Source organism: Novosphingobium sp. FG90, assembly GCF_057808725.1.
Genome location: NZ_JBMDIO010000022.1, coordinates 59,166 through 80,213 on the forward strand (window position 1 = coordinate 59,166; position 21,048 = coordinate 80,213).

At 64.7% G+C, this 21,048-nt stretch carries 16 protein-coding genes; 10 read left to right on the top strand and 6 right to left on the bottom strand.

The window, feature by feature from the left end; genetic code table 11:
* Nucleotides 1–158 precede the first annotated feature (158 nt).
* Nucleotides 159–2,729: a type I DNA topoisomerase gene (gene topA, locus ACODRZ_RS17885; protein ID WP_488972195.1), complete on the top strand. Its 2,571-nt coding sequence runs from the start codon at nt 159–161 to the stop codon at nt 2,727–2,729.
* A complete protein-coding gene (locus ACODRZ_RS17890) occupies nt 2,726–2,905 on the top strand; it encodes a hypothetical protein (RefSeq protein WP_008828827.1) in 180 nt (59 codons plus the stop codon). The genes topA and ACODRZ_RS17890 overlap by 4 nt, the downstream gene beginning before the upstream one ends.
* Nucleotides 2,906–2,926: 21 nt before the next feature.
* Here ACODRZ_RS17890 and ACODRZ_RS17895 read toward each other — a convergent pair whose 3' ends face one another.
* The 5 genes from ACODRZ_RS17895 to lepB all read right to left on the bottom strand — a co-directional run bounded on the left by ACODRZ_RS17895 (nt 2,927) and on the right by lepB (nt 8,226).
* Nucleotides 2,927–4,249: a glycosyltransferase family protein gene (locus ACODRZ_RS17895; protein ID WP_488986220.1), complete on the bottom strand. Its 1,323-nt coding sequence runs from the start codon at nt 4,247–4,249 to the stop codon at nt 2,927–2,929.
* Between the two features lie 305 nt (nt 4,250–4,554).
* Nucleotides 4,555–5,643: an SGNH/GDSL hydrolase family protein gene (locus ACODRZ_RS17900; RefSeq protein ID WP_488972197.1), complete on the bottom strand. Its 1,089-nt coding sequence runs from the start codon at nt 5,641–5,643 to the stop codon at nt 4,555–4,557.
* The gene (era, locus tag ACODRZ_RS17905; protein WP_488972198.1) at nt 5,643–6,536 is read right to left on the bottom strand and encodes a GTPase Era; all 894 of its coding nucleotides are present in this window, start codon (nt 6,534–6,536) and stop codon (nt 5,643–5,645) included. Before era ends, ACODRZ_RS17900 begins: the two co-directional genes overlap by 1 nt.
* A 178-nt stretch (nt 6,537–6,714) precedes the next feature.
* The gene (gene rnc, locus ACODRZ_RS17910; protein WP_488972199.1) at nt 6,715–7,383 is read right to left on the bottom strand and encodes a ribonuclease III; all 669 of its coding nucleotides are present in this window, start codon (nt 7,381–7,383) and stop codon (nt 6,715–6,717) included.
* Nucleotides 7,384–8,226, bottom strand: a complete 843-nt coding sequence (gene lepB / locus ACODRZ_RS17915) for a signal peptidase I (RefSeq protein ID WP_488972200.1) — start codon at nt 8,224–8,226, stop codon at nt 7,384–7,386.
* 149 nt (nt 8,227–8,375) lie between these two features.
* On the opposite strand from lepB, the gene pgi reads away from it, so the two are divergent.
* Nucleotides 8,376–9,896, top strand: a complete 1,521-nt coding sequence (gene pgi / locus ACODRZ_RS17920) for a glucose-6-phosphate isomerase (RefSeq protein ID WP_488972201.1) — start codon at nt 8,376–8,378, stop codon at nt 9,894–9,896.
* Nucleotides 9,897–9,960: 64 nt separating this feature from the next.
* Here pgi and ACODRZ_RS17925 read toward each other — a convergent pair whose 3' ends face one another.
* The gene (locus tag ACODRZ_RS17925; protein WP_488972202.1) at nt 9,961–10,764 is read right to left on the bottom strand and encodes an RBBP9/YdeN family alpha/beta hydrolase; all 804 of its coding nucleotides are present in this window, start codon (nt 10,762–10,764) and stop codon (nt 9,961–9,963) included.
* 37 nt (nt 10,765–10,801) lie between these two features.
* Between ACODRZ_RS17925 and gor the strand changes: the two genes are divergently transcribed.
* From gor to ACODRZ_RS17960, 7 genes are all read left to right on the top strand, one after another.
* The gene (gene gor / locus ACODRZ_RS17930; protein WP_488972203.1) at nt 10,802–12,148 is read left to right on the top strand and encodes a glutathione-disulfide reductase; all 1,347 of its coding nucleotides are present in this window, start codon (nt 10,802–10,804) and stop codon (nt 12,146–12,148) included.
* Between the two features lie 251 nt (nt 12,149–12,399).
* The gene (locus ACODRZ_RS17935) at nt 12,400–13,926 is read left to right on the top strand and encodes an acyl-CoA carboxylase subunit beta (protein ID WP_488972204.1); all 1,527 of its coding nucleotides are present in this window, start codon (nt 12,400–12,402) and stop codon (nt 13,924–13,926) included.
* A gap of 93 nt (nt 13,927–14,019) precedes the next feature.
* Nucleotides 14,020–15,201, top strand: a complete 1,182-nt coding sequence (gene bktB, locus ACODRZ_RS17940; protein ID WP_488972205.1) for a beta-ketothiolase BktB — start codon at nt 14,020–14,022, stop codon at nt 15,199–15,201.
* Nucleotides 15,202–15,206: 5 nt separating this feature from the next.
* On the top strand, nt 15,207–15,647 hold the full coding sequence (mce, locus tag ACODRZ_RS17945; protein WP_488972206.1) for a methylmalonyl-CoA epimerase: 441 nt from the start codon (nt 15,207–15,209) through the stop codon (nt 15,645–15,647).
* A 51-nt stretch (nt 15,648–15,698) separates the two neighbouring features.
* The gene (gene scpA / locus ACODRZ_RS17950) at nt 15,699–17,849 is read left to right on the top strand and encodes a methylmalonyl-CoA mutase (RefSeq protein ID WP_488972207.1); all 2,151 of its coding nucleotides are present in this window, start codon (nt 15,699–15,701) and stop codon (nt 17,847–17,849) included.
* 71 nt (nt 17,850–17,920) lie between these two features.
* Complete coding sequence (bioB, locus tag ACODRZ_RS17955; RefSeq protein WP_488972208.1) at nt 17,921–18,973, top strand: biotin synthase BioB; 1,053 nt, start codon at nt 17,921–17,923, stop codon at nt 18,971–18,973.
* A 53-nt stretch (nt 18,974–19,026) separates the two neighbouring features.
* The gene (locus tag ACODRZ_RS17960; RefSeq protein ID WP_488972209.1) at nt 19,027–21,048 is read left to right on the top strand and encodes an ATP-binding protein; all 2,022 of its coding nucleotides are present in this window, start codon (nt 19,027–19,029) and stop codon (nt 21,046–21,048) included.

A 21,048-nucleotide genomic window follows, 5' to 3' on the forward strand; every position in this document is an offset into this window, starting at 1 on the left:
AAGAACGCACCGCAAGAAATCGACCGAGCGTCTTTATCCCGCAGCGCATATGCGGCAATGGGGCCGTCCCGGCGGGGCTTGACGGCCCGGTCGAACACGACCCACCTTGTACGTGTATGTATGCGTGCGCGCACGCGAGGGGCAGATCGAGTTAAAGAATGCAGCTAGTCATCGTAGAATCGCCGGCCAAGGCAAAGACCATCGAGAAGTACCTGGGCAAGGACTACAAGGTTCTCGCCAGCTACGGCCACGTCCGAGACCTGCCGCCCAAGGACGGCTCGGTCCGCCCGGACGAGGAGTTCGCGATGGACTGGGAACTCTACGGCGACAAGCAGCGGCAGGTGAAGGCGATCACCGATGCGGCCAAGACCGCCGACCGCCTGATCCTCGCGACCGACCCTGATCGCGAGGGCGAGGCGATCTCGTGGCACGTGAAGGAACTGCTGGCCAAGCGCAAGGCGCTGCCCAAGGACGTGCAGCGTGTCACTTTCAACGCGATCACCAAGGAAACCGTCACCAAGGCGATGACCCAGCCGCGCGAGCTGGACCAGGACCTGATCGACGCCTACCTCGCCCGCCGCGCACTCGACTACCTGTTCGGTTTCACGCTCTCGCCGGTGCTGTGGCGCAAGCTGCCGGGCGCCAAGTCGGCGGGCCGCGTGCAGTCGGTGGCGCTGCGCCTGATCGTCGATCGTGAGCGTGAGATCGAGGCGTTCCGTCCGCAGGAATACTGGTCGGTCGCGGCGCAGATGGCGCACGACGGCACGGACTTCACCGCCAAGCTGGTGACCTTCGAGGGGCAGAAGCTCGACCGCCTGAGCCTGGGTGACGAGGGTATCGCCCTTCGTGCCAAGGCCGCCGTGGAGCAGGGCGCCTTCAAGGTCGAAGGCGTCGAGACGAAGCCCCATCGCCGCAACCCGCAGCCGCCCTTCACCACCTCGACCCTGCAGCAGGAGGCCGCGCGCAAGCTGGGCTTCTCGGCCAGCCAGACGATGCGTGTGGCGCAGACGCTCTACGAAGCGGGTGCGATCACCTACATGCGTACTGACGGCGTGCAGATGGATCCGAGCGCGATCTCGGCGGCCCGCGCGGCCATCGCCGAGCGGTTTTCCGGCCATTTTGTGCCCGAAAAACCCCGTCACTATGAAACCAAGGCGAAGAACGCGCAGGAAGCGCACGAAGCGATCCGTCCGACCGACTTCACCAAGGACCGCTTCGGCTCCGGTGACGAGGCCCGTCTCTACGATCTGATCTTCAAGCGTGCGATGGCCAGCCAGATGGCCTCGGCCCAGCTGGAGCGCACCACCGTAACGCTGCGCGACGGCACCGGGCGCAATGAACTGCGCGCGACCGGGCAGGTGGTGAAGTTCCCGGGCTTCCTCGCCGTCTACGAGGAAGGTCGCGACAACAAGTCCGACGACGACGACGATGGCGGCCTGCTGCCCTTCATGAAGTCGGGCGACATGCCCGCCAAGAAGGACGTCACCGCCGAGCAGCACTTCACCCAGCCGCCGCCGCGCTTCTCCGAGGCAAGCCTCGTCAAGCGGCTGGAGGAACTGGGCATCGGGCGTCCTTCGACTTATGCGGCGACCATCCAGGTCATCAAGGACCGCGCTTACGTGCGCACCGAGAAGAACCGTTTCTTCGCAGAGGAAACGGGCCGGCTTCTCACGTCGTTCCTGGAGCGTTTCTTCCCCCGCTACGTGGCTTACGAGTTCACTGCGGGGATGGAGGACGAACTCGACGACGTCTCGGGTGGTCGTCAGGAATGGAAGGCTCTGCTCGAAGCCTTCTGGCGCGACTTCAAGCCCAAGTCCGACGAAGTGATGGAAAAGAAGCCCTCGGAAGTGACCGAGGCGCTGGACGAGTTCCTCTCCGACTATCTGTTTCCGCCGAAGGCCGACGGCACCGACCCGCGCGTGTGTCCCAAGTGCGGCGAGGGCCGTCTTTCGCTGCGTGGTGGCCGTTATGGCGCCTTTGTGGCCTGTTCAAATTACCCTGAGTGCAAGTTTACCCGTAAGTTCGCGCAGCCGGGCGGCGCCAACGATGGCGGTGACGACGAAGGTCTGGGCAAGGATCCCGAGACAGGCATGGAGATCATGCGTCGCACGGGCCGCTTCGGTCCCTACATCCAACTCGGTGAGGGCAAGGAAGCCAAGCGCGCCTCGATTCCCAAGGACATCGATGAACTCACGCTGGAATGGGGCATCAAGCTGCTCAGCCTGCCGCGCACGGTGGGACCGCATCCGGAAACGGGTAAGGACATTACTGCCAGTATAGGGCGTTACGGTCCATACCTCGCGCATGACGGCAAGTATGCGCGCCTGCGTTCGACGGCGGAAGTGTTCGACACCGGCATGAACGCGGCAGTATCGATGCTGGCGGATGCCGCCAATCGCGGCGGCGCGGCATCGCGCACCAAGGCGGAACCACTCAAGGTTCTGGGCGCGCACCCCACAAGCGGCGGCGAGATCAAGGTGATGGCGGGCCGCTATGGCCCTTACGTGACGGACGGCACTACCAACGCCACCCTGCCGCGCGACCAGAAGCCCGAAGACCTCACCGCCGAGCAGGCGATCACGCTCATCGACGAGAAGGCGGCGAAGGGGCCTGCGAAGGGCAAGAAGAAGGCCGCGCCGAAGAAGGCTGCAGCGACCAAGAAGGCGCCTGCGAAGAAGCCCGCCGCAAAGAAGGCGCCCGCGAAGAAGACGAAGGAGGCTGCAGAATGAGCGACAAGGTCGCAAAGCACAAGCAGCCCTGGAAGCCGGAGGAGTTGCAGAAGCTGCAGACCCTCGCGGGCAAGGGCAAGGGGCTCAAGGAAATCGCCAAGGCCCTTAACCGTACCGAGGAATCGACCAAGGATGCCGCGAGGCAGCACGGAATGAACATCGCCAAGGCACGCTGATCTTTCAGTCCCGTGGTAGTTTCATTTGAGATGCCACAGGGTGAATCGACGGGTGCCCAGCGTTACTTGCGCGTAGGTTTCGTAGTCTTTGCGCAGCGCGCCCATGACGATCCGGCGGGTTTCGTCGTTGGCGCGGCTCGGGCGCCGCGACAGTGTCGTGACTACTACTCCTGGGCGGCTCGCCATGATGCGCTGGGCCTCCCGCGTCGCATCGATTCCCAGCGCGCGGGCTTCGTTCATGGCGTTGAGGTGGCTGGGGTAGGCGAAGCGCGTCGGGATGCAGGCGTTGGTTGTGCGGTAGAGCGCACTGTCTCCTTCGAAGACGTAGAGGCAGCGCCCATGCAATTCGTGCGCGATCGCTTTCGTGACGCTTGCGAATTGCGCTGCGTTTCCCTTTTCACGAACCTGCAGGGCGGGAACAACGACCGCGCCAATCGCCCCCAGTGCGAGCAGCAAATGGCCGTACCAGCGCTCGGTCGAGTGCCGGCGCGCCAGGGCAGGGGCGGCGAGGATGCTGAGGGGCACCAGTACGGGGCCGAGATAGTGGTCGTACCACGTGCCGAAGATCAGAAAGCCGCCGATGCTCGCCAAAGCCCATATGCGGAGCGAAGGCAGGGCAGCAGGCTGTGCGCCACGGACGGAGCGAAGGCGATACGGAGCTACGACCACGGCAAGCGCAAAGGGCAGCAGCGCCGCAAATTCCTTTCCGAGCCTGCCGAAAGCTTCTGCCATGTCGGTGGTGCGGCCCAGGATCGAGGTGAAGTTTGCCTGCGCGAAAGCCTCGCCTTGGCCGAGCATCGCGTAATACAGCCAGACGGCGGCCGTCGGGGCGAGCGCTGCGGCAATCCATCCGGCACCGGTGAGCGCGACCCGGCGGGATGACCAACCGTCCGTCCAGCCGCGGCCAAGCAGCATGAGGCCGAACGCGACGCCTTCAAAGACCACATTATACTTGATCTGGATCGCCACCCCGAGCAGCAACATTGCTGCCAGCCCGTGCCTTGGGAGCAAAGGGTCGTGCGCCCGCGTCCGCGCATCAATGACGATCAGCGCGGCAAATGCCACCGGCAGGTTGTAGAACACCGGTGACTGACCCAGCGCGACATTGAACACCGGCTGCCACAGGAGATATACCAGACCCGCCATCCGTGCCGCATTCGGCGGAGCGATGCGACGGGCGAGGCGTTCGATGACCAGCGCGGTAAGCACCGAGCAGGCCAGGCCCAGCAACTGATATGTCAGCACTGGATCGAAGGGGAGGGCGTAGACTGCACGATAGATCGCGAAAAGGCCCCAGGGCTTGCGATCCCATATGTCGATGTACGGCAACGCGCCTTGCGCCATGCGTTGCCCGACGAGAAGGTAGAACTGCTCGTCGGACTGGAACGCGGGCTTGCCGAACATCAAGAGCCGCAATGCGAAGGCGACCAGCAGGTATAGCGCAAGCGAACCCGCCCGCAGCCGAGCGCCGATGGGACGGCGAACGGTTACGGGAATATCCCGTTGCGCCGCAGCGGCAGTCCGCGCGACCATGAGCGACCCCTTCCTTGTTCCTGCCGTGGGGACGGCGGTGTTGGGCAAGGGCGCTTAATGCACTTTGATTGCAGGAATGCGACGACGGTCCGCGCCATCGCGAACCGCGTCAGGGACTACGAGCGCTTCTTCTTCTCGGTGGAGGGCTTTGCAGTTGGGGCTGGAGCCGGCTTTGCGGTCGGCGCGGCCGTCGGAGCCGGCACCGGGACGGCGGGCACCGGCTGGCCGGGTGCAGGCTTCGTAGGCGCCGGGCCGGGAGGATTGAGGCCGGGCTCGACGGTCACTGATGGCTTTACCGGCCTTACGCCTGCCTTGATGAGCCAGGAAGAAATCCCGTCAGCGGTCGCCTGCATCCCGGCCTTGTTGAGATGCCACTGCAGGCCCTGCCGTCCGTCGTAGCCCTGCGGGGACCCGATCATCCAAGGCTCCTTGTCGCACGGCGTGTGTGTAGCCGAAGACTGGTTCATCTCGACGACGATGGTGCCGTGCGCCTGCGCCACGCGGCCGGTGATCTCGGCAAGACGGCGACCGATCTCGCGCACGATGGCCGCGTCGGTTTCGCTGACCGGAGTGTCGGCGCAAAGCTTGCCTGGCGGCGGCACGGGGGTCAGGTACTGGACGAAGACGATGCGGGCCTGCGGCGCCGTCGTCTTGATGCGGCGGGCGATCTCGTTGAGTTGTGCCTCGTCGCGGACATAGTCGGCCTCCGTGGGGATGCGGACCGGGCCGCAGGCCTTGGTCTTGGCGCCCGAGGCGGCGATGATCTTCGCGTTGAACGCGCAAGTCGCCGAGAACAGGTTGCCGATGTACGACAGGTCGTTGCCGCCGATGGTGATCGTCACCAGCCGGGTGTCGGGCGTGACGCTGTTGATCTGCGGCGGCACTTCGCCCCAGGGGCCGAGCACATTGTCGGTCACCGCGCCCGAGCAGGAACGGTCGATCAGCACCATGCCGAAGCGTTCGGCGAGCAGCGTCGGGTAGTTGTTGAAGCTCTGACCGCAGCGTGCGGGCCAGCTTGGCTTGACCGGCGGCAACTGCGGCCCTGCCGCAAACGACGAGCCGATGGCGACGTAACGTTGCCCGGCCAGGTTCTCTTCCACTAGCGTGACCTGCGCCTTCTCGGCGGCCACGGCCTTCATGTAAGGCGTGGCGCAGCCGCACAGCAGGAAAGCGGTGGCAGTGAGGGTCGAGAATGCGGCCTTCATCATTTCACCCAGTCGAGCCCGATTTCCTCGTAGATGTCCTTGGTTTCGGCCCAGTTTTCCTCGACCTTGACGTGGAGGAACAGGTGGACCTTCTGGCCGAGAACTTCGCTCAGTTCCTTGCGCGCGGCCTCGCCGATCGCCTTGATCTTCGAGCCGCCCTTGCCCAGCACGATGGCGCGCTGGTTGTCGCGGGTGACCACGATCTGCTGGCGGATCTCGACCGAGCCGTCCTTGCGCGGGGTATAGGCCTCGGGGCGCACGGCGGCGTCGTAGGGCAGTTCCTCGTGGAGCTGGCGGTAGAGCTGCTCGCGCGTGATCTCGCAGGCGAGCAGGCGTTCGCTGGCGTCGGAAACCTGGTCTTCGGGATAGTGCCAGGGGCCTTCGGACATCTGCCCGGCGAGCCAGGTCTTGAGCTGCGGCACGCCGTCGCCGCTGAGGGCGGAGACGAAGAAAACTTCGTCGAACTGCACTTCCGCGGTGAATTCCTGCGCGAGCACCAGCAGCTTTTCCTTGGCGCTTGCATCGACCTTGTTGAGCACCAGCACCTTGCGTTCGGTGCGGTCCTTCAGCGTTTCGAGCAGCGGCATCAGTTCGTGCCGGCGCAGCTTCACCGCATCGACGATCAGCAGGATCGCGTCGGCTTCCTGCGCGCCTTCCCAGGCAGCGGCGACCATCGCGCGGTCGAGGCGGCGGCGGGGCGCGAAGATGCCGGGGGTGTCGGCGAGGATGATCTGCGCGTCACCCTCCAGTGCGATGCCGAGCAGGCGGGCGCGGGTGGTCTGCGCCTTGGCCGAGGTGATCGCCACCTTCTGCCCGACGAGCGCGTTGACGAGCGTGGACTTGCCCGCGTTGGGGGCGCCGATGACGGCGACGAGACCGCAGTGCTGGGTCATTTCTGTGCGGCTCCGGTTGCGCCCTGCGGCTTGTGCTTCGACAAGCTCAGCATGAGCGGAAATTCAAAAATCTTCAGAGGAAATTCAATCATGGCGGACTTCAGAATAACAAATTCCCGTATTTCACAACACCCGCTCACCCTGAGCTTGTCGAAGGGTGATGCAGAGTGACGGCCGATTAGCCGAATTTCCTCATGAACTCTTCCGCGGCGCCGGTCTCGGCGCCTTGTCTGGAATTGGCGGTGGCCTGTGCCGAACCGACGTTGTGAATCGAAACTTCGACCGTGAAGCGCGCCGCGTGATCGGGGCCTGAACGGTCGACGAGCTTGTATTCGGGCATGCGGCGGCGATTGCCTGCGGCCCATTCCTGCAGCGCGGACTTGGGATGCTTGCGCTTGCCGGTCTTGCCCTGGAGCGTGTCCGCCCACAGGCCCAGTACCATGTCGCGCGCCGCTTCGAAACCGCGCTCGGTGAAGCAGGCGCCGATGATCGCCTCCATCACGTCGCCTAGGATGTTCTCCGAATCCTGTCCGCCGTCATCGCGGGCCTGCTTGCCGAGGCGCATGTGCGGGCCGAGGCCGATCTCGCGGGCGATCGTGGCGCAGGTGGCGCGGCTGACGAGCGCGTTGAGGCGCTGCGACAGGCGGCCTTCCGCCTCGTCGCTGCCGCGGTAGAGCCATTCGGCCACGGACAGGCCGAGCACCCGGTCGCCCAGGAACTCCAGCCGTTCGTAATTGCGTTTCTCGCCGGTGGAGCCGTGCGTCAGGGCCGCTTGCCAGAGCGCTTCGTCGAGCGGCTCCTGGCCGGAATGCTTGATCAGAAAGGCGCGTGTATTGGCTTCAAGCACTCAGATCACGCTCCCGATCCGGCTCCAGCGCGCGGCGGTGAACCAGGTCCAGGGCTTGATCCACTCGGCCGAGCCGTCGGTCGAGAACATCATGACCGCCGCCTTGCCGACGAGGTTTTCCTGCGGAACCATGCCGACGCCGCCGCCCTCGACCGCCGGGAAACGGCTGTCCATCGAATTGTCGCGGTTGTCGCCCATCAGGAACAGGTGGCCTTCGGGGACCACGAAGACGCCGGTGTCGTCCTGCGGGGTCGGCCCCATGTCGAGCACGGTGTAGCTCTTGCCGTTCGGCAGCGTCTCGCGGAACTGGGGGTAGGAGCAGACGTCCTTGCCCTTATCCGTCGTCTCGAAGCCGGGGCCGCAGTCGGTGTTGGGGCTGACGGGCACGATGAAGTTGGCGACCTTCACCTTGGGCACGGACTTGCCGTTGATCCACAACTGGCCGCCCTTCATCTGGATCTCGTCGCCGGGCAGGCCAATGACGCGCTTGATGTAGTCGACGTCGTTGTCTGGCGGAGCCTTGAAGATGACCACGTCGCCGCGCTCGGGCTGGCTGGCGAGGATGCGGCCCGGGATCAGCGGCACGCTGAACGGCAGCGAATACTTCGAGAAGCCGTAGGACCACTTGGTGGCGAACAGATAGTCGCCGGTCAGCAGCCGGGGCAGCATCGACTCGCTGGGGATGTTGAAGGGCGAAATGATGAAGCTGCGCAGCACCACGACGCCCAGCACCAGCCAGAACAGGAACGAGAAGAAGTTCTCGTCCTTCTTTGGCTTGGCGTCAGGGGCTCCGGCGGGTGCCTGGCCGGCTTCGATCTTTGTCGCGCTATGGGTGTCGCTCATGGGCAAACCCTTGCCCATGGCCGCGTGCTTCCGTCAAGAGCGATCCCGACCAACGTGAGGTACTGGCCGATAATTGCACAACTCGGGCTTGGATTTCGCAACTGCGGAACGCATAAGGCGCACCGAATGCTTACCAGGAGATGCGTTGTATGAGCGAAGCGGTATGGAACAAGCTGCAGGGCCTCGACAAACCCACCTTGAAGCAGCTTTTCGATGCCGATTCCGGCCGTCTGGATGCTTTCGCGACGCGCTTCGAACTGGGTGAGGAGGAGAACTCCACCGGGATCCTGTTCGACTGGTCGAAGACCCACCTCGATGCCGCGCACGTCGCCGCCTTCGAGGAACTGGCGCAAGCGCAGGACTTCGCCGGTCGCCGCGCGGCGCTGTTCGCGGGCGAGATCGTCAACCCGACCGAAGGCCGTGCCGCCGAGCACACCGCCCAGCGCGGCGTCGGCAAGGACGAGAGCGTCCAGACCGCGGCCGAGAACCATCACCGCATGGCCGCCATCGTCGAGGCCATCCACCGCGGCGCCATGGGCGAGGTGAAGCACCTGATCCATGTCGGCATCGGCGGTTCGGCGCTTGGTCCGGCGCTGGCGATCGACGCGCTGGCCCGTGAAGGCGCGATGGTGGACGTCCATGTCGTGTCCAACATCGACGGTTGCGCGCTGGAGCAGGCCTTTGCGAAGTGCGATCCGGCCACCACGATGCTGGCAGTCGCGTCCAAGACCTTCACTACCATCGAGACGATGACCAATGCCGACAGCGTGCTCATCTGGCTGCGCGAGAACGGCGTCGAGGATCCCTATGGCCGCGTCGTCGCGCTGACTGCGGCGCCGGAAAAGGCGATGGAATGGGGCGTGGACGAAACCCGCATCCTGCCGTTCTCCGAGAGCGTGGGCGGGCGTTACTCGCTGTGGTCCTCGATCGGCTTCCCGGTGGCGATGGCGCTGGGCTGGCCGGACTTTGCCGAGTTTCTCGACGGTGCGGCGGCGATGGACGTGCATTTCCGCGATACCGACGGCCTTGCCAACCTGCCGCTGCGCGCCGCTTTCGCCGACCAGTACTACACTCGCCTGCGCGGCTGCCAGACCCGGGCGGTCTTCGCCTATGACGAGCGCATGGCGCTGCTGCCCGACTATCTTCAGCAGCTGGAGATGGAATCGAACGGCAAGCGCGTGACCTTCGACGGCAAGCCGATTGATGGCCCCACCGCGCCTATCACTTGGGGCGGTGTCGGCACCGATGCGCAGCATGCGGTGTTCCAACTGCTGCACCAGGGCACCAACCTGGTGCCGGTGGACTTCATCGCCTCGATTGCGCCCGGCCACGACCTTGCGTTCGATCACCACCGCATACTGCTTTCGAACTGCTTCGCGCAGGGCGCCGCGCTGATGGCGGGCAAGCACAGCGACGATCCGGCGCGCGCCTATCCGGGCGACCGCCCCTCGGCGACGATGCTGGCGGATGACCTGACGCCCGCCACCTTCGGCGCGCTTGTGGCGTTCCATGAGCACCGCACGTTCGCCAACGCCGTTCTGCTCGGGATCAACCCATTCGACCAGTTCGGCGTGGAACTTGGCAAGGAGATCGCAAAGCAGATCGAGCAGGGCGGCGTGGAGTTCGATCCCTCGACCACCGCGCTTCTGGCTCTGGCCGGCATCGCCTGATCACCGGAAAACGCCGGGGCAACCGAAAGGCCGCCCCGGCGCCCTGCAAGGAAAGTTTTGCGTTTCAGGCGCGCATTTCGGTGCCTGCCCAGTCGCCGTTCACCGGCAGGGCCGCGCCAGGCGGCGGAATTGCGCCGTCTACCAGACGTGCAAGCAGGCGCTTGCCGTCTTCCCAACCTTCGAGACCGGAATCGGCGTTGATGTGCCCCGCGTGACCGGCATCCACGAACGTACTGCCCCAGCGCCGCGCCAGGCTCTTGGACGTTTCGAAGCCCATCCACGGATCGTTCCGGCTGGCAACCAGTAATGAGGGGAAGGGCAGGGCGTCGGCAGGTGTCGGCGCAAACCCGGTGACGCGCTCATCGCGCGGAAAGAAGTCGACCTCCGGCGGAGCGACCAGCATTGCGCCGATCACGGGCGCCGACCAACTCGGCTGCTCGAACTTGGACCACCATGCGGTAAGGATGCAACCAAGGCTGTGCGCCACGATCACCACGGGTCGTCCTGCATGATGCACCGCCAGGTTGAGGCGATTGATCCAGGTGTTGCGGTGGGGGTTATCCCAGGTGCCGAGTTCGACTACCTGGCAGTTCTCGATCTCTTCCGTCCAGCGCCGCTGCCAGTGGCGCGGTCCGCTGCCGTCGAGGCCGGGAACAAGAAGAATCAGCGGTTCCTGCTTTTCCGAAACGGCTGCGTTGGATGACGATAGGGGCGAACGGGGCATCGGCGATCTCCCTTGTGCTATGGTTTGGAATATAAACTCAACCAATAAAGTTGACAATGCGTTCCGGTGGTAAAGCGGCAGGAAGAAATTCTTGAGCGCCGGATGGAAATGGCCGCTCCCCATGCTGGCAATCGCCCTGACCATGGCCCATATGCGCCGCGACCCTAAGGAGCTTCATCGCATGGCCGACTACGATTACGACCTCTTCACCATAGGCGCAGGTTCGGGCGGTGTTCGCGCGAGCCGCGTGGCGGCTGCGCATGGTGCGCGCGTGGCGGTGGCCGAGGAGTTCCGTGTCGGTGGGACCTGCGTGATCCGCGGTTGCGTGCCAAAGAAGATGCTCGTCTATGGCGCCCACTTTGCCGAAGACCTTGAAGATGCCAAGCACTTCGGCTGGGAAATTACCGGCTGCACTTTCGACTGGAAGAAGCTGCGTGACAACGTGCTGGGCGACGTCGACCGCCTCAACGGCCTGTACACGCAGACCCTCGAGAACAATAAGGTCGAGATATTCCACGAGCGTGCGACTATCACCGGCCCCAACGAGATCACGCTCGGCAATGGAGAGAAGAAGACCGCGAAACATATCCTCATCGCTACCGGCGCCCGCCCGCACGTGCCGTCGTGCCCGGGGCACGAGCACGGAATAACGTCCAACGAGGCTTTCCATCTCGATGCGATCCCCAAGCGCGTCCTGATTGCCGGTGCGGGCTACATCGCTAACGAGTTTGCGGGCATCTTCCACCAGTTCGGGGCGAAGGTGACTTTGATGAACCGCTCCGACCAGCTTCTGAGAGGCTATGACGAGCAAATTCGCGACCGCCTGCTCCAGATTTCGCTGACCAAGGGCATCGATTTCCGCTTCAACGCGAACTTCGAGAAGATCGAGAAGCAGGAAGACGGCTCGCTGCTGGTCTTCATGAGCAACCACGAGCCGCTTGAAGTGGATTGCGTTCTCTTCGCTACGGGGCGCGTGCCCAATGTCGAGGGGCTCGGATTGGAGGATGTGGGCGTCGCCGTCAACGAGCGGGGAGCGATCCAGGTCGATGGGAATTCCCGCACCAACGTCGAGAGCATCTATGCCGTGGGCGACGTGACCGACCGGGTGCAGCTGACGCCCGTGGCCATTCGCGAGGGCCAGGCTTTCGCCGATACGCTGTTCGGCGGTAAACCGACGACGGTGGATTATTCCTGCATTGCCTCGGCCGTGTTCAGCCATCCGCCGATCGCCGGAGTCGGTCTTACCGAGGCGCAGGCGACGCAGCAGTTCGGCACCGTCAAGGTCTACACCAGCGACTTCCGGCCGATGAAGAACGTCGTTGCACACCGCAACGAGCGCTCGCTCTACAAGATGGTGTGCAATGCCGAGACCGGAAAGGTTCTGGGCATCCACATGATCGGCCCGGATGCGCCGGAGATCATGCAGTTGGCGGCAGTCGCGGTGAAGGCCGGGCTGACCAAGGACGATTTCGACGCCACGGTGGCAATTCACCCGACCATGTCGGAGGAGATGGTGCTGCTCAAATAAGGCGGACCCCCCAACGGGCCTTCAGCCCCGTCATTGCTGACGCAACAGGAACCCGGGGCCGTGTCTGGCTGCTCCGGGTTTCGTTGTTTCGATGCAGTAACGGAGCCTTTGCATATCGCCTGACGGATAGTTCGCATTCTCCCGTGCGATAAGTTTTAATCGGGCGGTTAAAAACAGTTGACCTGACGCCTTTCCCGGTCTTACGCGATTGCAGCAATTGACGCTGCATGCGCCGAGGCAAGGGAATCCGGATGTCCGCAAATATCGCCGAAATGGAGAAGCGCCGCTCCGCCGCAAAGCTGGGTGGTGGTCAGAAGCGCATCGACGCGCAGCACGCCAAGGGCAAGCTGACCGCGCGCGAACGCCTCGACGTGCTGCTCGACGAAGGCAGCTTCGAGGAGATGGACCTCTACGTCGAGCATGACTGCGTTGACTTCGGCATGCAGGACCAGAAGATCCCCGGCGACGGCGTGGTCACCGGCTCCGGCACCATCAACGGCCGCCTCGTCTATGTATTCAGCCAGGACTTCACCGTGTTCGGCGGCTCGCTCTCGGCCCGTCACGCGCAGAAGATCTGCAAGGTGATGGACGCGGCTCTGAAGGTCGGCGCGCCGGTCATCGGCCTCAACGATTCCGGCGGCGCGCGCATTCAGGAAGGCGTCGCCTCGCTCGGCGGTTATGCCGACGTGTTCCAGCGCAACGTGCTGGCATCGGGCGTGGTGCCGCAGCTTTCGCTCATCATGGGCCCCTGCGCGGGCGGCGCGGTGTATTCGCCGGCGATGACCGACTTCATCTTCATGGTGAAGGACAGCTCGTACATGTTCGTCACCGGCCCCGAAGTGGTGAAGACGGTGACCAACGAAGTCGTCACGCAGGAAGAACTGGGCGGCGCGATCACGCACTCCAGCAAGACTTCGGTGTCCGACCTCGCGCTGGAAAACGACATCGAGGCGCTGCTGGCGGCGCGCGATTTCTTCGACTTCCTGCCCTCGTCCAACCGCGACGGCGTGCCGGAACGTCCCAGCGCCGACGCATGGGACCGTCTGGAACCCAGCCTCGACACGATCATCCCGCCTTCGGCCAACCAGCCGTATGACATGCACGAAGTGATCCGCAAGACGGTGGATGAGGGCGAGTTCTTCGAGCTCCAGCCGCTTCATGCAGGCAACATCATCATCGGTTTCGGCCGGGTCGAGGGCAAGACCGTCGGCATCGTCGCCAACCAGCCGATGGTGCTGGCGGGCGTGCTCGACATCAACTCGTCGAAGAAGGCGGCGCGGTTCGTGCGCTTCTGCGATGCGTTCAGCATTCCGCTGGTCACCTTCGTCGACGTTCCGGGCTTCCTGCCCGGCACCGATCAGGAGCACAACGGCATCATCAAGCACGGCGCCAAGCTGCTGTTCGCCTATGCCGAGGCGACCGTGCCCAAGATTACCGTCATCACCCGCAAGGCCTATGGTGGCGCCTATGACGTCATGAGTTCCAAGCACCTGCGCGGCGATCTCAACTACGCATGGCCCACTGCGGAAATCGCGGTGATGGGCGCCAAGGGCGCGGTGGAGATCATCTTTCGCGGGCAGGACGCCGAGGGCATCGCCGCCAAGACCAAGGAATACGAGGACCGATTCGCCAACCCCTTCGTGGCGGCAAGCCGGGGCTACATCGATGAGGTCATCTATCCGCACTCGACCCGCCGCCGCATCGCGCTGGGCCTGCGCAAGCTGCGGAACAAGGAACTCGAGAATCCCTGGAAGAAGCACGACAACATCCCGCTGTGATGCGCGGCAGGTGGCCTTTTTGAGAGTACACTGACCGGATGCGAAGGCCGAATACGGCGCCCGGTCGAAGGATAAGGGATTGGAAGTCAGGTCATGGAAGAAGTCTACATCGTCAGCGGCGTGCGCACGGCAGTCGGCGATTTCGGCGGTTCGCTGAAGTCGTTCATGCCTTCGGACCTCGGCGGCCTCGTCGCTACCGAAGCGCTTGCCCGCGCCGGGATCGAGGCGGGCGCGGTGGAGCATGTGGTCATCGGCCAGGTCATGCCCACCAGCGCACGCGACCAGATGCTGGCCCGCGTGATCGGCATCAATGCCGGTATCCCGCTCGCCACTCCGGCGCTGACGCTGAACCGCCTGTGCGGCTCGGGCGTGCAGGCGATCGTTTCGGCGGCGCAGATGATGAAGCTGGGCGAGGCCTCGGTGACGCTGGCGGGCGGCGCCGAAGTGATGTCGAACGTGCCCTACCATGATCACGGCGTGCGCTGGGGCAGGAAGATGGGCGCCAATACGCAGGAAGATGCGCTGACGCTCGGCCTGTCGGATGCCATCGGCGGCTACCACATGGGCATCACGGCGGAGAACGTGGCGGAGCGCCACTGCGTCAGCCGCGAGGACATGGACGCGCTTGCCGCGACCAGCCACGCGCGCGCCGCGCATGCCATCGCTGAAGGCCGCTTCAAGGACCAGATCCTCCCCGTCGAGGTGAAGACCCGTAAGGGCGTGACCGTCTTTGACACCGACGAACACGTGAAGGCGGACACCACCGTCGAAGTGCTGGGCAAGATGCGCCCGGCCTTCAAGAAGGACGGCACCGTCACCGCAGGCAACGCCAGCGGCATCAACGACGGCGCCGCCGCTGTGGTGCTCGCCACCGGTTCGGAAGTCGAGAAACGCGGCCTCAAGCCGCTCGCGCGTATCGTCGCCTGGGGTCATGCGGGCGTCGAGCCGGAATACATGGGCGAAGGCCCGATCAAGGCGGTGCCGATCGCGCTGAAGCGCGCCGGTCTCAGCCTCGACCAGATGGACGTGATCGAGAGCAACGAGGCGTTTGCCGCGCAGGCTGCCGCCGTCGCCAAGGTGCTCGGCTTCGATCCGGCGAAGGTCAATCCCAACGGTTCGGGCGTGTCGATCGGTCACCCCGTGGGCGCCACGGGAACCATGCTCACCATCAAGGCCATGTACGAGTTGAAGCGCATTGGCGGGAAGTATGGCCTCGTCACCATGTGCATCGGCGGCGGGCAGGGCATTGCCATGGTCATCGAGAACGTAGGATAATTGCCATGAAGCTCGGCCGCCTCAACCACATCGGCGTCGCTACGCCCGATCTCGATGCTTCCATCGCTTTCTACCGGGACGTGATGGGCGCTACGGACGTGACCGAGCCGTTCGTGCTCGAAAGCCAGCAGGTGCGCGTCTGCTTCGTCAATACGCCGGGCGAAAACGGCACGGCGGGTACGCAGATCGAGCTGCTCCAGCCCACCTCGCCGGATTCGGCGGTGGGCAAGTGGCTGGAGAAGAACCCGCTCGGGGGCCAGCACCACATCTGTTATGAAGTGCCTGATATCCACGCCGCGAAGGCGTGGTTCGAGGGCCTTGGCAAGCGCGTGCTGGGCGAGCCGCGCATGGGCGCGCACGGGACGCTGATCTTCTTCGTCCACCCCAAGGACATGGGCGGCCAGCTCACCGAGATCATGGAAACGCCCAAGGGCGACCACCACTAATTCGACCCGAAGACCCGGCTTTGCGGCCGGGCGATCCGAGGAATAGCGAACATGGCTGACATCAACGACTGGCAGGCAGCGGCGACCAAGGAAGTCAAGGGCAAGGACCTGACCTGGGACACGCCCGAGGGCATCGCGGTCAAGCCGCTCTACACCGCCGAGGACGTGACCGTGGACCCCGGTCTGCCCGGCTTCGCGCCCTTCACGCGCGGCGTGCGCGCCTCGATGTATGCGGGCCGCCCCTGGACCATCCGCCAGTACGCGGGCTTCTCCACCGCCGAGGAATCGAACGCCTTCTACCGCCGCAACCTCGCGGCCGGCCAGAAGGGCCTCTCGGTCGCCTTCGATCTGGCGACGCACCGTGGGTATGACAGCGATCACCCCCGCGTGGTCGGCGATGTCGGCAAGGCCGGCGTGGCGATCGACTCGGTCGAGGACATGAAGATCCTGTTCGACGGCATTCCGCTCGACCAGATGTCGGTCTCGATGACCATGAACGGCGCGGTGATCCCGATCCTGGCGTTCTTCATCGTCGCCGGCGAGGAGCAGGGCGTTGACCGCAAGCTGCTCGACGGGACCATCCAGAACGACATCCTCAAGGAGTTCATGGTCCGCAACACCTACATCTACCCGCCCGAGCCCTCGATGCGGATCATCTCGGACATCTTCGGCTACACCAGCCGCGAGATGCCCAAGTTCAACTCGATCTCGATTTCCGGCTACCACATGCAGGAAGCCGGCGCGACGCAGGTGCAGGAACTGGCCTTCACCATCGCCGACGGCGCCGAATATGTGCGCTACGGCGTGGCCTCGGGCCTCGATATCGATAAGTTCGCGGGCCGCCTGTCGTTCTTCTTCGCGATCGGCATGAACTTCTTCATGGAAGTGGCCAAGCTGCGCGCCGCGCGCGTGCTGTGGCACCGCGTGATGACAGACCTTGGCGCCAAGGACGAGCGTAGCAAGATGCTGCGCACCCACTGCCAGACCTCGGGCGTGTCGCTGCAGGAGCAGGACCCTTACAACAACGTGATCCGCACCACGATCGAGGCGATGGCCTCGATGCTGGGCGGCACCCAGTCGCTGCACACCAACGCGCTCGACGAAGCGATCGCGCTGCCCACCGACTTCTCGGCGCGCATCGCCCGCAACACCCAGATCATCATCCAGGAAGAGACCGGGATGACCAAGGTGGTCGATCCGCTGGGCGGCTCCTACTACATCGAGGCGCTGACCCAGCAGCTGGTCGATCAGGCCTGGGAGATCATCGAGCGCGTCCAGTCCGAAGGCGGCATGGCCAAGGCCGTTGCGGCCGGCTGGCCCAAGGCGATGATCGAAACCGCCGCCGCCGCCCGTCAGGCCCGCGTGGACCGGGGCGACGACGTGATCGTCGGCGTCAACAAGTACCGTCTGGCGAACGAAGACCTGCTGGAAACGCTGGAAGTCGATAATGCCAAGGTCCGCGAATCGCAGATCGCGCGCATCAACAAGATGAAGGCAAGCCGCGACGAAGCCGCCTGTCAGGCCGCTCTCAAGGCCCTGCGCGAAGGCGCCGCCGCGCCCGCCAGCATCGAGAACAACCTCCTAGCACTCGCCGTGGAATGCGCCCGCGCCCGCGCGACTCTGGGCGAAATCTCCTCTGCCATGGAAGAGAGCTTCGAGCGTTACGGCACCCAGCCGACCCCGGTGAAGGGCGTCTACGCCGCGCCTTACGAGGGCGACAGCCGCTGGCAGCAGGTGCTGGACGGCGTGGCCGCGGTGGAGCGTCGTCTGGGCCGCAAGCCCAAGCTGCTTGTCGCCAAGATGGGCCAGGACGGCCACGATCGCGGCGCCAACGTCATCGCCTCGGCCTTCGGCGACATGGGCTTCGATGTCGTGTCCGGCCCGCTGTTCCAGACGCCTGAGGAAACCGTGGTGCTGGCGCTGGAAAACGAAGTCGACGTCGTCGGCGCTTCCAGTCTCGCAGCGGGACACAAGACGCTGATCCCCGAACTGATCCAGCAGCTGCGCGATGCCGGCCGCAGCGACGTGAAGGTGATCGCCGGCGGCGTGATCCCGCCGCAGGACTACGAATACCTGCGCAATGCGGGCGTTCAGGGCATCTATGGCCCGGGCTCGAACGTGGTGGAATGCGCAGCCGACGTGCTCAAGCTGCTCGGCCACAACATGCCGCCGCTCGGCTCGGAACTGCAGGCGGCGGAGTAAGGCTTATGCTGGATCGGGGCCACGCCTGCGCCTATGGGTGTGGTTTGGCTCCCGCCAGCTAGGGAATGATTATGACCGATACCCCCTCCATCACCCCCCGTAACGACTGGACCCGCGATGAAATCGCGGCGCTGTTCGACCTGCCGTTCACCGAGCTGGTCTTCCGCGCCGCCGAGGTTCACCGCGCCAGCCATCCGGCGAACGAGGTGCAGCTGTCCACGCTGCTCTCGATCAAGACCGGCGGGTGCGTGGAGGATTGCGGCTACTGCTCGCAGTCGGTCCACGCGGAAAGCGGCGTCAAGGCGACCAAGCTGATGGAAGTCCAGCAGGTGCTCCAGCGCGCGGCGCAGGCGGCGGATCAGGGCTCGACCCGCTTCTGCATGGGCGCCGCCTGGCGCAATCCCAAGGACCGCGACATGCCCGCCATCATCGAGATGGTGAAGGGCGTGCGCGCCATGGGCATGGAAACCTGCATGACGCTGGGCATGCTGACGCCCGATCAGGCCGACATGCTCAGCGATGCGGGCCTCGACTACTACAACCACAACATCGACACGTCGCCTGAGCGCTACGATCAGGTCATCACCACGCGCACGATGGAAGACCGCCTCGATACGCTGTCCAACGTGCGCATGGCGGGCATCAACGTATGCTCGGGCGGGATCGTCGGCATGGGCGAGACGCGCGCGGATCGCGTGGGCTTCGTCCACACGCTGGCGACGCTGCCGGATCACCCGCAGTCGGTGCCGGTGAACGCGCTGGTGCCGGTGAAGGGCACCGTGCTGGGCGATATGCTGGCCGATACCCCACTCGCCAAGATCGACGACGTGGAGTTCGTGCGCACCGTGGCGGTGGCGCGCATCACCATGCCGCTGTCGATGGTGCGCCTCTCGGCCGGGCGTGAGTCCATGTCGGAGATGACGCAGGCGATGTGCTTCATGGCCGGCGCCAACTCGATCTTCACCGGCGACAAGCTGCTGACCGCGCCGAATGCGGGCGACGATAACGATCTGGCGATGTTCGCGCGCCTTGGCATCAAGCCGATGGCGATCGAACTGACGCCTGCTCAGGTCGAAGCCCAGCGCATGCCCAAGGGCTGCGCAAAGCTGGAAGCTGCTGAATAGATTTGAACCGGACGCGGCCTGTGGGTCGGTGACGGAATTTGAAAGGTACGGGGTTGTTCAAGAAAATCCTCATCGCAAACCGGGGCGAGATCGCCTGTCGCGTCATCAAGACGGCGCGGCGCATGGGCATCCAGACCGTTGCCGTCTATTCCGATGCCGACGCCCGCGCGCCGTTCGTGCAGATGGCCGATGAGGCGGTTCACATCGGCCCGGCACCGGCGGCGCAGTCCTACCTGATCGCCGACAAAATCATCGCCGCCTGCAAGCAGACCGGCGCCGAAGCGGTCCACCCCGGTTACGGCTTCCTGTCCGAGCGCACCTCTTTCGCAAAGGCGCTGGCGGCAGAGGGCATCGAGTTCATCGGCCCCCCCGTTGGTGCCATCGCGGCGATGGGCGACAAGATCGAATCCAAGAAGTTGGCCAAGGAAGCGGGCGTCAACGTCGTCCCCGGTTTCGTGGGTGAGATCGAGGATACCGAGCACGCGGTGCGCATCTCGAACGAGATCGGCTATCCGGTGATGATGAAGGCCTCGGCCGGTGGTGGCGGCAAGGGCATGCGCCTGGCCTACACCGAACAGGACGTGCGCGAGGGCTTCGAGAGCGTGAAGCGCGAGGGCCTGAACTCCTTCGGCGACGACCGCGTCTTCATCGAGAAGTTCATCCTCAACCCGCGCCACATCGAGATCCAGATCCTTGGCGACAAGCACGGCAACATCCTCTACCTGAACGAGCGCGAATGCTCGATCCAGCGCCGCCACCAGAAGGTGGTCGAGGAAGCGCCGTCGCCCTTCGTCACCCCGGCGATGCGCAAGGCCATGGGCGAACAGTGCGTCGCCCTGTCGCGTGCGGTCGGATACTACTCCGCGGGCACGGTGGAACTGATCGTCTCGGGCGCGGACCCGACGGGCGAGAGCTTCTACTTCCTTGAAATGAACACCCGCCTGCAGGTGGAGCACCCCGTCACCGAAGCGATCACCGGCGTCGACCTTGTCGAGCAGATGATCCGCGTCGCGGCGGGCGAGAAGCTGGAGATGACGCAGGACGACGTGAAGATCGACGGCTGGGCCATCGAGAACCGCGTCTACGCCGAAGATCCCTATCGCGGTTTCCTGCCCTCCACCGGCCGCCTCGTGCGCTACAATCCGCCGGTCGAAGGCTGGACGGATGACGGCGAGGAGAACGGCCGCCGGGGCATCGACGGCATCCGCGTGGACGACGGCGTCTACGAAGGCGGCGAAGTCTCGATGTTCTACGATCCGATGATCGCCAAGCTGATCACCTGGGGCGAGACGCGCGACGAGGCGGCGGACAAGCAGATCGCCGCGCTCGATGCGTTCGAGATCGAGGGTCTGGGCCACAACATCGATTTCGTCTCGGCGATCATGCAGCACCCGCGCTTCCGCTCGGGCGAGCTGACCACCGGCTTCATCGCCGAGGAATATCCCGAAGGCTTCCACGGCGCGCCTGCGTCGGACGAGCTGAAGGTGCAGCTGGCCGCCGTCGCCGCTTTCGTCGCCACCGCGCGCGCCGATCGTTCGCGCCGGGTCGAAGGCCAGCTGGGCGCGCCGCTCGATCCTCCGGGTGAGTGGACCGTGACCATCGATGGCGATGTCTTCGCGGTGGAGCTCGACGAAGACCTGCTGACGGTCAACGGCGAGGAAGTCGAGCTTGAGCTGGAATACACGCCGGGCGACCGCTTCGTGGACGCCGAGGTCGATGGCGAGGATCTGACGCTCAAGCTGGACGTCACCCGCACCGGCTTCCGCATGACCACGCGCGGCGCGATCCACAAGGTCGACTGTCTGCCCGCACATATCGCCGGTTACACGCAGCATATGATCGAGAAGATCCCGCCGGATCTCTCGAAGTACCTGATCTGCCCGATGCCGGGCCTGCTCGTTTCGCTCAACGTGGGCGAGGGCGACAAGGTCGAGGCGGGTCAGCCGCTGGCCGTGGTGGAAGCCATGAAGATGGAGAACATCCTGCGCGCCGAGAAGTCGGGCACGGTGAAGACCGTCAACGCCAAGGCAGGCGAGAGCCTTGCGGTGGATGCGATCATCCTCGAAATGGAGTGA